At 74.5% G+C, this 12,927-nt stretch carries 13 protein-coding genes and 1 tRNA gene; 7 read left to right on the top strand and 7 right to left on the bottom strand.

All coding sequences use genetic code 11. The features are described 5' to 3' along the window. Positions 1 to 20 precede the first annotated feature (20 nt). The gene (locus BLT39_RS12195; protein ID WP_242658353.1) at positions 21 to 1,442 is read left to right on the top strand and encodes a dihydrolipoyl dehydrogenase family protein; all 1,422 of its coding nucleotides are present in this window, start codon (positions 21 to 23) and stop codon (positions 1,440 to 1,442) included. Position 1,443: 1 nt separating this feature from the next. Here the strand turns inward: BLT39_RS12195 and BLT39_RS12200 are convergent, their stop codons facing one another. After that, positions 1,444 to 2,229, bottom strand: a complete 786-nt coding sequence (locus BLT39_RS12200) for a transglutaminase-like domain-containing protein (protein WP_109502153.1) — start codon at positions 2,227 to 2,229, stop codon at positions 1,444 to 1,446. Positions 2,230 to 2,272: 43 nt separating this feature from the next. Between BLT39_RS12200 and BLT39_RS12205 the strand changes: the two genes are divergently transcribed. After that, the gene (locus tag BLT39_RS12205; protein ID WP_242658354.1) at positions 2,273 to 3,028 is read left to right on the top strand and encodes an SGNH/GDSL hydrolase family protein; all 756 of its coding nucleotides are present in this window, start codon (positions 2,273 to 2,275) and stop codon (positions 3,026 to 3,028) included. A 4-nt stretch (positions 3,029 to 3,032) separates the two neighbouring features. Here the strand turns inward: BLT39_RS12205 and BLT39_RS12210 are convergent, their stop codons facing one another. After that, positions 3,033 to 4,766, bottom strand: a complete 1,734-nt coding sequence (locus tag BLT39_RS12210) for a putative bifunctional diguanylate cyclase/phosphodiesterase (protein ID WP_242658355.1) — start codon at positions 4,764 to 4,766, stop codon at positions 3,033 to 3,035. Positions 4,767 to 4,905: 139 nt separating this feature from the next. On the opposite strand from BLT39_RS12210, the gene BLT39_RS12215 reads away from it, so the two are divergent. Then, entirely contained in the window at positions 4,906 to 6,042 is a 1,137-nt protein-coding gene (locus BLT39_RS12215; RefSeq protein ID WP_242658356.1) for an alkene reductase, read from the top strand. A gap of 78 nt (positions 6,043 to 6,120) precedes the next feature. Further along, the gene (locus BLT39_RS12220; RefSeq protein ID WP_242658357.1) at positions 6,121 to 7,170 is read left to right on the top strand and encodes an LLM class flavin-dependent oxidoreductase; all 1,050 of its coding nucleotides are present in this window, start codon (positions 6,121 to 6,123) and stop codon (positions 7,168 to 7,170) included. A gap of 51 nt (positions 7,171 to 7,221) precedes the next feature. On the opposite strand, the gene BLT39_RS12225 is transcribed toward BLT39_RS12220, so the two are convergent. Beyond that, positions 7,222 to 7,294, bottom strand: a tRNA-Arg gene (locus tag BLT39_RS12225). 173 nt (positions 7,295 to 7,467) lie between these two features. Here BLT39_RS12225 and BLT39_RS12230 point away from each other — a divergent pair. Together BLT39_RS12230 and ettA are read left to right on the top strand one after the other, a co-directional pair. Then, entirely contained in the window at positions 7,468 to 7,929 is a 462-nt protein-coding gene (locus BLT39_RS12230) for a single-stranded DNA-binding protein (RefSeq protein WP_165640260.1), read from the top strand. 150 nt (positions 7,930 to 8,079) lie between these two features. Then, positions 8,080 to 9,750, top strand: coding sequence for an energy-dependent translational throttle protein EttA (gene ettA, locus BLT39_RS12235; RefSeq protein ID WP_091063373.1), 1,671 nt, complete (start codon positions 8,080 to 8,082; stop codon positions 9,748 to 9,750). Positions 9,751 to 9,808: 58 nt separating this feature from the next. Here the strand turns inward: ettA and BLT39_RS12240 are convergent, their stop codons facing one another. After that, on the bottom strand, positions 9,809 to 10,234 hold the full coding sequence (locus BLT39_RS12240; RefSeq protein ID WP_091063375.1) for a protein-tyrosine phosphatase family protein: 426 nt from the start codon (positions 10,232 to 10,234) through the stop codon (positions 9,809 to 9,811). A gap of 32 nt (positions 10,235 to 10,266) precedes the next feature. Here BLT39_RS12240 and BLT39_RS12245 point away from each other — a divergent pair, with 32 nt between their 5' ends. Continuing rightward, positions 10,267 to 10,689 carry an acyl-CoA thioesterase gene (locus tag BLT39_RS12245; RefSeq protein ID WP_091063377.1) on the top strand — a complete coding sequence of 141 codons (423 nt, stop codon included), beginning with the start codon at positions 10,267 to 10,269 and terminating at the stop codon, positions 10,687 to 10,689. On the opposite strand, the gene BLT39_RS12250 is transcribed toward BLT39_RS12245, so the two are convergent. From BLT39_RS12250 to BLT39_RS12260, 3 genes are read right to left on the bottom strand one after another with little or no spacing between them, the layout of a single operon-like run. Beyond that, complete coding sequence (locus BLT39_RS12250; RefSeq protein ID WP_091063380.1) at positions 10,625 to 11,326, bottom strand: energy-coupling factor transporter transmembrane component T family protein; 702 nt, start codon at positions 11,324 to 11,326, stop codon at positions 10,625 to 10,627. The genes BLT39_RS12245 and BLT39_RS12250 overlap by 65 nt on opposite strands. Further along, on the bottom strand, positions 11,323 to 12,060 hold the full coding sequence (locus BLT39_RS12255) for an energy-coupling factor ABC transporter ATP-binding protein (protein ID WP_091063383.1): 738 nt from the start codon (positions 12,058 to 12,060) through the stop codon (positions 11,323 to 11,325). Before BLT39_RS12255 ends, BLT39_RS12250 begins: the two co-directional genes overlap by 4 nt. Beyond that, on the bottom strand, positions 12,057 to 12,620 hold the full coding sequence (locus BLT39_RS12260) for a biotin transporter BioY (protein WP_091063387.1): 564 nt from the start codon (positions 12,618 to 12,620) through the stop codon (positions 12,057 to 12,059). The genes BLT39_RS12255 and BLT39_RS12260 overlap by 4 nt, the downstream gene beginning before the upstream one ends. Positions 12,621 to 12,927: the final 307 nt, after the last annotated feature.

The raw sequence follows: 12,927 nt of genomic DNA on the forward strand, positions 1-12,927 counted from the left end.
ACACCCCGAGACTGGCACAGGTGAGCACCGAGCAGACCTTCGACGTGATCGTGATCGGGGCCGGCTCGACCGGCGAGAACGTGGCCGACATCGTGGTGCGGGGCGGCCTGACCGCCGCGCTCGTGGAGAGCGAGCTGGTCGGCGGCGAGTGCTCGTACTGGGCCTGCATGCCGAGCAAGGCGCTGCTGCGCGGCACCGAGGTCCTCGAGGAGGCCCGCGCCGTCTCCGGTGCCGCCGCGGCGGTCACCGGCGAGCAGGACGTCCGGGCCACCCTGGACCGGCGCAACTCCTTCACCAGCAACTGGGACGACTCCGGCCAGGCGCAGTGGGTCGACGGGGCCGGCATCACCCTGGTCCGCGGCGAGGGCCGCCTGGACGGGGAGAAGCGGGTCGTCGTCCGCGCGTCCGACGGGACCGAGACGGTGCTGCTGGCCACCCACGCGGTGGCGGTGTGCACCGGCTCGGCGGCCGCCGTCCCGCCCCTGGAGGGCATCGACTCCGTCGACGTGTGGACCGCCCGCGAGGCCACCAGCGCGCAGGAGGCACCCGGTCGGCTGGTCATCCTGGGCGGCGGCGTGGTCGGCGTGGAGATGGCCACCGCGTGGTCGGCGCTGGGCTCGCAGGTCACCCTGCTGCAGCGCGGCGACCGGCTGCTGGCCGGGCAGGAGCCCGAGGCCGGTGACCTGGTGGCCGAGTCGCTGCGCGGGCGCGGGGTCGACGTCCGGTTGGGCACCTCGGTCTCGGCGGTGCGCCAGGACGGCGCCGACGTCGTCGTGGTCACCGGTGCCGGCGAGGTCCGCGGCGACCGGTTCCTCGTCGCCGCCGGCCGGAGGGCGCGCACCGAGGGCATCGGTGTGGAGACCGTCGGGCTGACCGCGGGGGAGTACCTCGACGTCGACGACTCGCTGCGGGTGCGCGGGGTCGACTGGCTCTACGGCATCGGCGACGTCAACGGCCGCAGGCTGCTCACCCACATGGGCAAGTACCAGGCCCGGCAGGGCGGCGCGGCGATCGTGGCCCGGGCCAAGGGTGACCAGGTCTCGCTGGCCGACTGGTCGCCGTTCGTGGCCACCGCCGACACCGCGGCCACCCCGCAGGTCACCTTCTCCATCCCGCAGGTCGCCTCGGTCGGCATCACCGCGGCGCAGGCGGAGGAGCGGGGCCTGCCGCACACCGTCGTCCGGTACGAGCTGGGGAGCGTGGCCGGGTCGGCGCTGTTCGCCGACGGCTACACCGGCACGGCCGTCGCCGTCGTCGACACCGGGCGCGACGTGCTGCTCGGCGTCACCTTCGTCGGGCCCGGGGTCTCGGAGATGCTGCAGGCGGCCACCATCGCCGTCGTCGGCGAGGTGCCGATCAGCCGGCTCTGGCACGCCGTCCCGGCCTACCCGACGATGAACGAGGTCTGGCTGCGCCTGCTGGAGACCCTCCGGGACCAGTAGCTCAGGGCAGCGCGAACGGCTCCTCGGACGGGGCCGGGAGGTCGCCGTCCAGGGTGGCGGTGACCGACATCCGGCCCAGCGTCGCCCGGCCGCCGAACAGCGACAGGAACGCGGTGTCGGCGGCGTCGCGGCCGTGGCAGATCCGCACCAGGGACGACGTCGGGGCCAGCCGCGTGGGGTCGACGGTCTTCCAGACCCCGTCGACGTCGGCCTCGACCACCGCGTGGAAGTCCATCGGCGCCAGGCCCGGGGCGTACACGGCGACCAGCCGGGCGGGCACCTCGAGGGCGCGCAGCAGCATGACGGTCAGGTGGGTGTAGTCCCGGCAGACACCGGACCCGGCCAGCAGCGTGTCGATGGCGGTGTCGACCGGGCGGCTGGCGCCGGAGACGTAGACCAGCCGGTCGCTCACCCACTGCGCGACGGTGCGCACCAGCTGGGTGCGGTCGGCGTCCTGGTCGAACTCGCGGGCGGCGTAGCCCTCGACCTGGTCCGACGGGCAGTACCGGGAGGGCCGCACGTACTCGGCGCGGTCGGCCGCGGTGACCTCGAGCGGGGCGCCCCCGGACTGCACCGACGCGGTGTAGGCGATGGTGGTCTCGCCGGCGGCGAGGTCCACCTCGTGCACCCGGGCGCCGTGCACCTGGGTCTCCAGCGGGGTGCGCGGCGTGCCCGCCGAGACGATGGTCAGCTCCTCGGTGGCGGGCGCGGCGACGGCGACCTGCAGCAGGGCGCGGGCGGGCACCGGGGTGGACACGGTCAGGGTGCAGGCGACGTCGGTGCGCATGGGTGCCGATCATCCCGGGTCGGGCAGGGGAGAGGATGCACCGGTGGCGTGGCAGCGGTTCGTGGCGGTCGGGGACTCCTTCACCGAGGGCGTCGGTGACCCGGGACCCGACGGCGGCCCGGTCGGCTGGGCCGACCGGCTGGCCGCGCTGCTGTCGGCCGCGCAGGGCGGTGTGGAGTACGCCAACCTCGCCGTCCGGGGCCGGCTGCTGGGCCAGGTCGTGGACGAGCAGCTGCCCGCGGCCGTCGCGCTGGCGCCGGACCTGGTCAGCGTCGTGGCCGGCGGCAACGACCTGCTGCGGCCCGGCGCCGACCCCGACGCGCTCGCCGCGGTGATGGAGGACGCCGTCGTCGCGCTGCGGTCCGCCGGCGCCGACGTCCTGCTGGCCACCGGGGTCGACCCCCGGGCCACCCCGCTGCTCGCCCGCACCCGCGGCCGGTCGGCCACCTACAACGCGCACCTGTGGTCGATCGCGGCCCGGCACGGCGCGCACGTGCTCGACCAGTGGGGCGCGGCCTGGGTGCAGGACGCCCGGATGTGGGACGTCGACCGGCTGCACCTGGCACCGGAGGGCCACCGGCGCACCGCGCTGGCCGCCGCGGCCACCCTGGGCCTGTCCGTCGACCCGGCGTGGGCGGTGCCGCTGGACCCCGCCCCGCCCGTGCCCCGCCGCGAACGGGTGGCCGGCGAGGTGGCGTGGGTGCGGTCCTTCGTCGTCCCCTGGGTGGGCCGGCGGCTGCGCGGCCGGTCGTCGGGGGACGGCCGGGCGGCCAAGCGCCCGGTGCCGACCCCCGTCTGAGACCTCAGACGGAGGCGGCCTCGGGCCGGGCCGGCAGGGGAGCGGGCCGCCCGAACGCGTAGCCCTGGGCCATCGTGCAGCCGTGCTCGCGCAGCCAGGTGGCCTGGTCCTCGTCCTCGATGCCCTCGGCGATGACCGACAGGCCCATGCCCTGGCCCAGCTGCAGGAGGCCCTGCACCAGCGCCGCGGTCGAGGGCTCGGTGACCACGTCGGCGACGAACGAGCGGTCGATCTTGACCGTGTGGATGGGCAGCCGGTGCAGCGCGGTGATCGCGGAGTAGCCGGTGCCGAAGTCGTCCAGGGCCAGGGTGACGCCGCTGGCGGTCACCTCCGACACCGAGCGCAGCGTGGCCTCGGCGGCGAACAGCGCGGTGGACTCGGTGATCTCCAGCTCCAGCCGGCCGCTGTCCAGCCCGGACTCCTCCAGCGCGTCGGCGACCAGCTCGGAGAACCCGGGCTCGGCCAGGTGCCGGGCGGAGATGTTCACGTGCACCCGCAGCTCCGGGTCCCAGCCGGCGGCGTCGGTGCAGGCCTGGCGCAGCACCCATGCGCCGAGCTTGGAGGTCAGCCTGTTGTTCTCCGCGGCCTCCAGGAACGCACCCGGCGGCAGCAGGCCGCGGGTGGGGTGCTGCCAGCGGATGAGCGCCTCGTAGCCCAGCAGCGTCTCGTCCGACAGCGCCACGATGGGTTGGTAGAACAGCCGCAGCTCGCCGGCGTCCACCGCGTGCCGCAGGTCGCTCTCCAGCTGCAGCTGGTCGACGTCGCCGTCGGCCAGGGCCTCGTCGTGCACCTCGACCCGGCCGCGGCCACCGCCGGCCTTGGCCCGGGTCAGCGCGCCGTGCGCCTGCTTGAGCAGCGCGTCGGGGGCGGCGTCCAGGCCCAGCGTCAGCCCCATGCTGGCCGAGAGCACGATCTCGCGGTCGTTGACGTGGAAGGGGTCGTCGAGCACGCGCATCAGCCGCTCGGCGAGCGTGCGCAGGCCCTCGATGTCGTCGACCTCCTCGGCGAGCACCAGGAACTCGTCGGCGCCCAGCCGGACGGCGGTGTCCTCGACCCGGGTGGACCAGCGCAGCCGGTCGGCGACCTGGCACAGCAGCTGGTCGCCGGCCTCGTGGCCCAGGGAGTCGTTGACCGCCTTGAAGCGGTCCAGGTCCAGGTAGACCAGCCCGACCGGGCCGCCGCGGCGGCGGGAGAGGTTGAGCGCGTGCTGCAGCCGGTCGGTGAGCGAGCGCCGGTTGGGCAGCCCGGTCAGCGGGTCGGTCAGCGCCCGGCGGACCAGGTCCTCCTCGGCGCGGCGCCGGTCGGTGACGTCGACGAGGGAGAGGACGACGAAGTGCGGGTCGCCGTTGGTGCGGTGCACCAGCTCGCGGGCCTGCTGCACCCAGATGGTGCTGCCGTCGGCCCGCTGCAGCCGCCGCTCGCCCAGCACCTCCAAGTGCGGGTCCAGCGGGGTCGCCCCGGGGACGGCGACGCCGGGCTGGTCCTCGAGCGGGATGTCGTCGGGGTGGGCCAGCAGGTCCAGGTGCCGGCCGATCAGGTCCTCGGCGGTGCGGCCGGTGAGGGCGCACAGCGCGGGGTTGACCACCAGCAGCCGGCCGTCGACGTCGACGACGGCCTTGCCGATCGGGGCGGAGAGGAACAGCGCACGGAACAGCTGTCCGCGGTCGGCCAGCAGGGTGTCGACCGCCCGCGGCCCGGTGGGGGAGCCCGACGAACCGGGCGCGGCGGAGAGGCTCACCGGCACACTGTGGCGCATCGGGCACGTTCCGTGGTGCAGGTTCCCCGGGTGCGTCGCGACGGAGCCGCGCTGTTACGTCACTGTCTGTGCCATGAGTGGTCCTCTGTGGCAGATGTGGTGCCCGGGGAGGTCGACCGGTGTGGCGGGGCTCGCACCGCTGCGCCGGAATCGACCCGGGGTCGCCGCCGCTGCGCAGGGCATGGACCTGTTCTCCCCCGTGCAGCTCGGCGACCTCGAGCTCGCCAACCGTGTCGTGATGGCCCCGCTGACCCGCATGCGCTCCGGTGCCGCCGGCGTCCCCGGTGACCTCGTCGTCGAGCACTACGCCCAGCGCGCCGGCCTCGGCCTGATCATCACCGAGGGCACCTACCCGAGCCACGAGTCGCGGTCCTACCCCGGCCAGCCGGGCATCGTCACCGACGAGCAGGCCGCCGGGTGGGCCCGGGTCGCCGACGCCGTGCACGCCCGCGGCGGCCGGCTGTTCATGCAGGTGATGAACGGTGGGCGGGTCTCGCACACCGCGATCACCGGGACCGACCGCATCGTCGCGCCGTCGGCGATCGCCGTCCCCGGTGAGGCGCACACCCCCGAGGGCAAGCTGCCCTACCCGGTGCCGCACGCGCTGACCACCGAGGAGGCCGTGGCGGTCAAGGCGGAGTTCGTCGCCGCGGCCCGGCGCGCGGTCGACGCCGGTCTGGACGGCGTCGAGCTGCACGCGGCCAACGGCTACCTGCTGCACGAGTTCCTCGCCCCCGACGCCAACACCCGCACCGACGTCTACGGCGGCAGCCCGCAGGCGCGGGCCCGCTTCGTCGTCGAGGTGGTCACCGAGGTCGCCGCGGAGGTCGGCGCCTCCCGGGTCGGCGTGCGGATCTCCCCGCAGCACGGTGTGCAGGGCATCACCGAGCCCGACCTGGACGACGTGGTGGCCACCTACGGCACCCTCGTCGACGCGATCGCCCCGCTGGGCCTGGCCTACCTGTCGGTGCTGCACCGCGACCCCGCGGGCGAGCTCGTGCAGGACCTGCGCCGCCGGTTCGGGGGCACGTTCATGGTCAACACCGGCTTCGCCACCCCGACCGAGCGCGAGGAGGCCGTCGGCTACGTCGCCGAGGACCTGGCCGACGTCGTGGCCGTGGGCCGGGCGGTCATCGCCAACCCCGACCTCGTCGAGCGCTGGGTGGGCGGCTACCCGGAGAACACCCCCGACGCCTCGACCTTCTACGGCGCGGGCGCGAAGGGCTACACCGACTACCCGACCCTCGCCCAGGTCTGACACCGCCTCCCGGGGCCCGGTCGCGCGCACGGCGCGGCCGGGCCCCGGTGCTGTACGGGAACACCGACAGATGGTTGAGTGTTCAAGCGGGTGATCGAGGAGGTCAGCATGGACAAGAAGATCGGGTTCCTGAGCTTCGGGAACTGGAACCCCGGCCACGGGTCGCAGGTGCGCACCGGCCGGGAGGCGCTGGTGCAGAGCGTCGAGCTGGCGGTCGCCGCGGAGGAGCTGGGCCTGGACGGCGCGTTCTTCCGGGTGCACCACTTCGCCCGGCAGCTGGCCGCGCCGTTCCCGCTGCTGGCCGCGGTCGCCGCGCGCACCTCGCGCATCGAGATCGGCACCGGCGTCATCGACATGCGGTACGAGAACCCGCTGTACATGGCCGAGGAGGCGGCGATCACCGACCTGCTCTCCGACGGCCGGCTGCAGCTGGGCATCAGCCGGGGGTCACCGGAGACCGCGCTGCGCGGCGCGTCCGCGTTCGGCTACCGGTTCGACGACGACGGCGGGGCGATGGCCCGGCAGCACACCGAGCTGTTCCGCGCCGCCATCGACGGTGCCGGGGTGGCCGACGCCGACCCGCGGATGACCGGTGGGGTCACCGGCCGGCTGGGCATCCAGCCCCGCTCCGAGGGCCTGGCCGAGCGCATCTGGTGGGGGTCGGGCACCCGCGACACCGCGGTGTGGACCGGGCAGCAGGGCATGAACCTGATGAGCTCCACCCTGCTCACCGAGGACACCGGCATCCCCTTCGACGAGCTGCAGGCCGAGCAGATCGCCCGCTTCCGGGCCGCCTTCGCCGACGCCGGGTGGGACCGCGAGCCCCGCGTCTCGGTCAGCCGCAGCGTCATGCCGGTGACCACCGACGAGGACCGGATGTACTTCGGCGACCGGTCCGGCGAGGACCAGGTCGGCATCCTGGACGGCATGCGGTCGCGGTTCGGCAAGACCTACGCCGGCCCGCCGGACCAGCTGGCCGAGGAGCTGGCCAAGGACGCAGCGGTGCGCGAGGCCGACACCCTGCTGCTGACGGTGCCCAACATGCTCGGCGTGGACTACAACGCCCGGCTGCTGGAGACCGTCGTCCGCGAGGTCGCCCCGGCGATCGGCTGGACGCCGAAGCACTGAGCTGCGCCCGAGGGCCCCGCACCCCGGTGGGTGCGGGGCCCTCGGCACGGGTGCGCCCGGCAGGAATCGAACCTGCGACCAAGGGATTAGAAGGCCCCTGCTCTATCCGCTGAGCTACGGGCGCCCGGCGGCGCCGATCATCCCACCCGCCCTACCCGGTCCGGCGGCACCGTGCTGGTCGCCGTCCACATCCGGGGTGCCCGTCCACAGATCGCGCCGGACCGCCCCACCGGGGCCGCCGGGGGACGACGGTCGCGGTGCCCGGCGACCGTCGCCGGCCCACCCTGGAGGAGCACCGTGAGCAGCACCCAGATCACCGTCGTCGGCAACGTCGTCGACTCGCCCGTCCGCCGCCGCGCCGGGAACGGCGAGGTGACCAAGTTCCGCCTGGCGTCCACCGACCGCCGCCTGGACACCGCCACCGGCCAGTGGGTCGACGGCGACACCTTCTACGTCGACGTCGACTCCTGGAACGTCCTCGGCGGCCACGTGTCCTCGTGCGTGGTCAAGGGCGACCCGGTCGTCGTGGTCGGCCGCATCACCACCTCCGAGTACGAGGTCGAGGGCGCCAAGCGCAGCCGCACGGTCATCAAGGCGACGACCGTCGGCCACGACCTCAGCCGCGGCAGCGCGGTGTTCAAGCGCACCCCGCGCGCGGCCGTCGAGGTCCCCGCCGCGAGCGGCGACCCGCTCGACCCGCTGGACGGGGACGCCGCCGTGCCCGACGACGCCGCGATGGCCGAGGCCGCCCCGTTCTGACCCGGCCGCCGGGGCCGGGGGAGGTTCCCGGTCCCGGCGCCGACGGGGTTGCCCGGGGCTGGGAGACTGGGGTGCAGGCGTGTCGCGGCGACCGGGTGTCGCCCCCGCCGACCAGCCCAGCTCGATACCCGAAGACGACGGAAGGCTCCCGTGGCCCAGTACATCTACTCCATGGTGCGTGCGCGCAAGGCGCACGGCGACAAGGTCATCCTCGACGACGTCACCCTGGCGTTCCTGCCGGGCGCCAAGATCGGCGTCGTCGGCCCCAACGGCGCCGGCAAGTCGACGGTCCTGAAGATCATGGCCGGCCTGGAGCACGCCTCCAACGGCGACACCGTGCTCGCCCCCGAGGCCACCGTCGGCATGCTCCAGCAGGAGCCGCCGCTGGACGAGGACCTCGACGTGCGCGGCAACGTGGAGGAGGCCGTCAAGGACCTCCGCGCGGCCCTGACCCGCTTCGAGGAGGTCAGCGCGGCGATGGGCGAGCCCGACGCCGACTTCGACTCCCTCCTCGCCGAGCAGGGCGAGCTCATGGAGGTCATCGAGAACGGTGACGGCTGGGAGCTCGACAACCGCATCGAGCAGGCCATGGACGCGCTGCGCTGCCCGCCCGGCGACGCCGACGTCAAGGTCCTCTCCGGTGGTGAGCGCCGCCGCGTGGCGCTGTGCAAGCTGCTGCTCGAGGCCCCCGACCTGCTGCTGCTCGACGAGCCCACCAACCACCTCGACGCCGAGTCGGTGGCCTGGCTGGAGGCGCACCTGGAGAAGTACGCCGGCACCGTCGTCGCGGTCACCCACGACCGGTACTTCCTGGACAACGTCGCGCAGTGGATCCTCGAGCTCGACCGCGGCCGGGCCTACCCCTACGAGGGCAACTACTCCACCTACCTGGAGACCAAGGCCGCCCGCCTCAAGGTCGAGGGCGCCAAGGACGCCAAGCGCGCCAAGCGCCTGAAGGACGAGCTGGAGTGGGTGCGCTCGGGCGCCAAGGCCCGCCAGGCCAAGAGCAAGGCGCGGCTGGCCCGCTACGAGGAGATGGCCGCGGAGGCCGACAAGTTCCGCAAGCTCGACTTCGAGGAGATCCAGATCCCGCCGGGCCCCCGGCTGGGCAACGTGGTCATCGAGACCGAGAAGCTGGTCAAGGGCTTCGGCGACCGCATCCTCATCGACGGGCTCACCTTCTCCCTGCCGCGCAACGGCATCGTCGGCGTCGTCGGTCCCAACGGCGTCGGCAAGACCACGCTGTTCAAGATGCTGGTCGACCAGGAGGAGCCCGACGGCGGCGAGATCAAGGTCGGCGAGACGGTCAAGATCAGCTACGTCGAGCAGAACCGCAGCGGCATCGACCCGGCCAAGAGCCTGTGGGAGGTCGTCTCCGACGGCCTGGACCACATCAAGGTCGGCAACGTCGAGATGCCCTCGCGCGCCTACGTGTCCGCGTTCGGGTTCAAGGGCCCCGACCAGCAGAAGAAGGCAGGGGTGCTCTCCGGCGGTGAGCGCAACCGGCTGAACCTGGCGCTGACGCTCAAGCAGGGCGGCAACCTGCTGCTGCTCGACGAGCCCACCAACGACCTGGACACCGAGACGCTGACCAGCCTGGAGAGCGCGCTGCTGGAGTTCCCCGGCTGCGCCGTGGTGGTCAGCCACGACCGCTGGTTCCTCGACCGGGTGGCCACCCACATCCTCGCCTACGAGGGTGACTCGAAGTGGTTCTGGTTCGAGGGCAACTTCGAGGACTACGAGAAGAACAAGGTCGAGCGGCTGGGCGCCGAGGCGGCCCGCCCGCACCGGGCGACCTACCGCAAGCTCACCCGCGACTGACGCCCGGCGAGCAACAGCCGAGGGGGCGCTCCCGCACCGCGGGCGCCCCCTCGTCCGCTCAGCGGGTCCAGCGGGCGACGAACCGGCGCTGCGCCCGGGTCTCGACGGCCCGGGGCCGGTAGTGGGTACGCGCCCAGCGCACCGCCTCGGCGGGCGGGACGCCGTCCAGCACGGCCAGGCAGGCCAGCGCGGTCCCCGTCCGCCCGGTGCCGCCCCGGCAGGCGAGCTCCACCCGCTCGTCGCCGGCCCGGGCCAGCACGTCCTGGAGCACGGTGCGCAGCCGGTCGGGGTCGGCGGGCAGCCGGAGGTCCGGCCAGCGCACCCAGTGCGCCTCCCACGGCGCCGGCTCCGGACGGCGTCCCAGCAGGTGCACCCCGACGTCCGGGACGGGCCCGGCCGGCAGCGGGCGGCGGAGGCCCCGGCCCCGCACCCGCCGGCCCGAGGGCAGCTCGACCACGCCCGGGGCGCCCACCGGCCACGTCACCGGGCCACCGTAGGCCGGTACGGTGCGGCCCCGTGAGGTTCTCGGTGCAGGTCCCCATGCGCTGGTCGGACATGGACGCCTACCAGCACGTCAACAACGTGGCGTTCCTCGGCTACTTCGAGACCGCGCGCGTGGCGTTGTTCTTCGACCAGCCCACCCACGACGAGAAGACCGGCATGCGCCGCGGACTGGTCGTGCACTCCCACCAGATCGCCTACCGGCGGCCGGTGGTCTACGACGCCGAGCCGCTCACCGTGCAGATCTGGGTCTCGGGCATCCGCGCGGCCTCGCTGACCTGCCACTACGAGCTGTTCGACCACGGCACCCTGGCCGTCACCGGCAGCACCGTGCTGGTGCCCTACGACTTCGCCCTCGAGCGGCCCCGGCGGATCACGGCCGAGGAGAAGGAGTTCCTGGCGCGCTGGCTCGACGACGAGGGCGACGGCGCCGCCTGACCGGCTCGGCCGGGGCGTCGGCCCCGCGGGCGTCCAGCGCCTCGGCCAGGGTGTGCGCCAACACCAGCAGCTGCACGAGCAGGGGCACCGCGGTGCGGGCCAGCGCCCGCGGACCCCGGGTGGCCCCGCCGCGCGCCGCCTGCGCCTCCCGGATCCGCGCGGCGCGCTCGCCCAGGACCGGCACGAACCGCAGTGCCAGGGCCACGAGCAGGCCGATCCGGGCCGGCCGGACGCCGAGCACCTGCAGCGGGGAGCAGACCGTCTCCACCACCGCGACCATCTCGGAGACCCGGCAGGTGGCGGTCACGACGGCGGCGGCCAGCACCAGCACCAGCAGCCGGACGACGGCCAGTCCGCCGTCGTGCAGGCCCTCGCGCCAGCCGTCGACCAGCACGTGCACCACCAGCACCGCGGCCAGGAACCAGGCGACGGCGCGGGCCTGGCCGACGAGCACGGCTGCGGGCAGCCGGGCCACCCCGAGCCCCACCAGCAGCACCGCGGCCAGGCCGCCGAGCACGACCGGCCACGACGACAGCACGAAGAGCACCACGCTGCCGACCGCGAGGACGAGCAGCTCCGACCAGGCCGGGGCGCGGTGCACCGGGCTGGCGCGCGGGACGTAGAGGGCCAGCGTCACGGCCGGGCGGCCATCAGCTCGCGGTAGTGGGCCAGCGCCGGCGCCGGGCCGTCGTCGGCGACCACGGTGCCGCCGTCGACGACCAGCACCCGGTCGAAGTCGGCCAGCAGGTCCAGGTCGTGGCTGACCACCAGCACCTGCTCCTCCAGCGAGGCCACCAACCGGGCCACCCGGCGGGTGTTCACCAGGTCCAGCAGCGTGGTGGGCTCGTCGAACACCACCCGTGCCGGGCGCATGACCAGCACCCCCGCGATGGCCAGCAGCTGCTTCTGCCCGCCCGAGAGCAGGTGCGCGGGGTGGTCGGCGTGCCCGGCGAGGCCGAACCGCTCCAGCGCCGCGTGCACCCGCTCCTCGCGCTCGGCGGCCGGGACGCCCTGGTTGACCAGCCCGAACGCGACGTCCTCGGCCACCGTGGGGTGCACGATCTGCGCATCGGGGTCCTGGAAGACGAACCCGACCCGGCGGCGGACGGCGGTCAGCTGGGTGGCCGTGGAGAGCCCGTCGACCAGCACCTCGCCCTCGCTGGGCAGCACCAGGCCGTTGAGCAGCCGGGCGAAGGTCGACTTGCCCGAGCCGTTGGCGCCCACCACGCCGATGCGCGGCTCGGTCAGCACCAGGTCGATGCCGTGCAGCACCGCCCGCTGGGCGTAGGCGTGCCCCACACCGCGCAGCTCGATGCCCCGGGCGGGGTCGGCGACCGCCGCCGCTGCCGCGGCCGACCGCCGTCCCCTCACGGAGCGGTGGCCGCCCGGCGCGGCCGCTCGATGACCGGGTAGGCCCGGCGCACCTGGACGGCGACCACGGAGGCCACCACCGCCTTGATCGCGTCGCCCACCAGGAAGGGGGCCGCGCCGGTGCTCAGCGCCACGCCGGGGGACAGGTCGAGCACCAGGGCCAGCACCGGGACGCCGACGGCGTAGACGACGACGATGCCCCCGACGACGTTGGCCAGCAGCGCCCAGGCCAGGTTGTACCGGTTCCACGTCCACTCGGTGATCGCACCGACCACGGCGGCGGCGAACGGCCAGGAGAACAGGTAGCCGGCGGTCGGGCCGGCGAAGACGGCCAGCCCGCCGCCACCGCCGGGCAGCACGGGCAGGCCGACGGCGACCAGCACGAGGAACAGCGCGAGGGCCAGGAAGCCGCGGCGGGCGCCGAGCACCGACCCGGCGAGCATGACCCCCAGGGTCTGGGCGGTGATCGGGACGGGCCCGACGTTGATCGCCGGGACGAGCCCGAGGACCGCGGTCAGGGCGGCGAACAGGGCCACGTAGGCGAGGTCGCGGGTCTTCATCAGGTCCTCCGGCGTCGTGCGGCGTCGACCGCGGAAGGTAGCTGGTGCACCACCGGTCGGTGCCGCCGGGGGCGCGCCGCCGCCTGACCTGGGGGTTACCCAGCTGGGTTGCCCGAGCGCGCAGCGTGAGGTTGTCTGGGAGCCACGGGGTCCGCGACGGAACGGCGAAGAGGGAATGGCGTCGGCATGGTGGTCCTCCTGGTGGCAGCGCGTGCGGGCCGTGGACCGCCCCCCGACCGACCACCCACCCCCTGCGCCGACCTCACCCGGACCGCCGGCGGGACCGCCCGCCGACGTCCCCCCACCC

Source organism: Klenkia brasiliensis (assembly GCF_900100695.1).
Classification (GTDB): Bacteria; Actinomycetota; Actinomycetes; order Mycobacteriales; family Geodermatophilaceae; genus Klenkia; species Klenkia brasiliensis.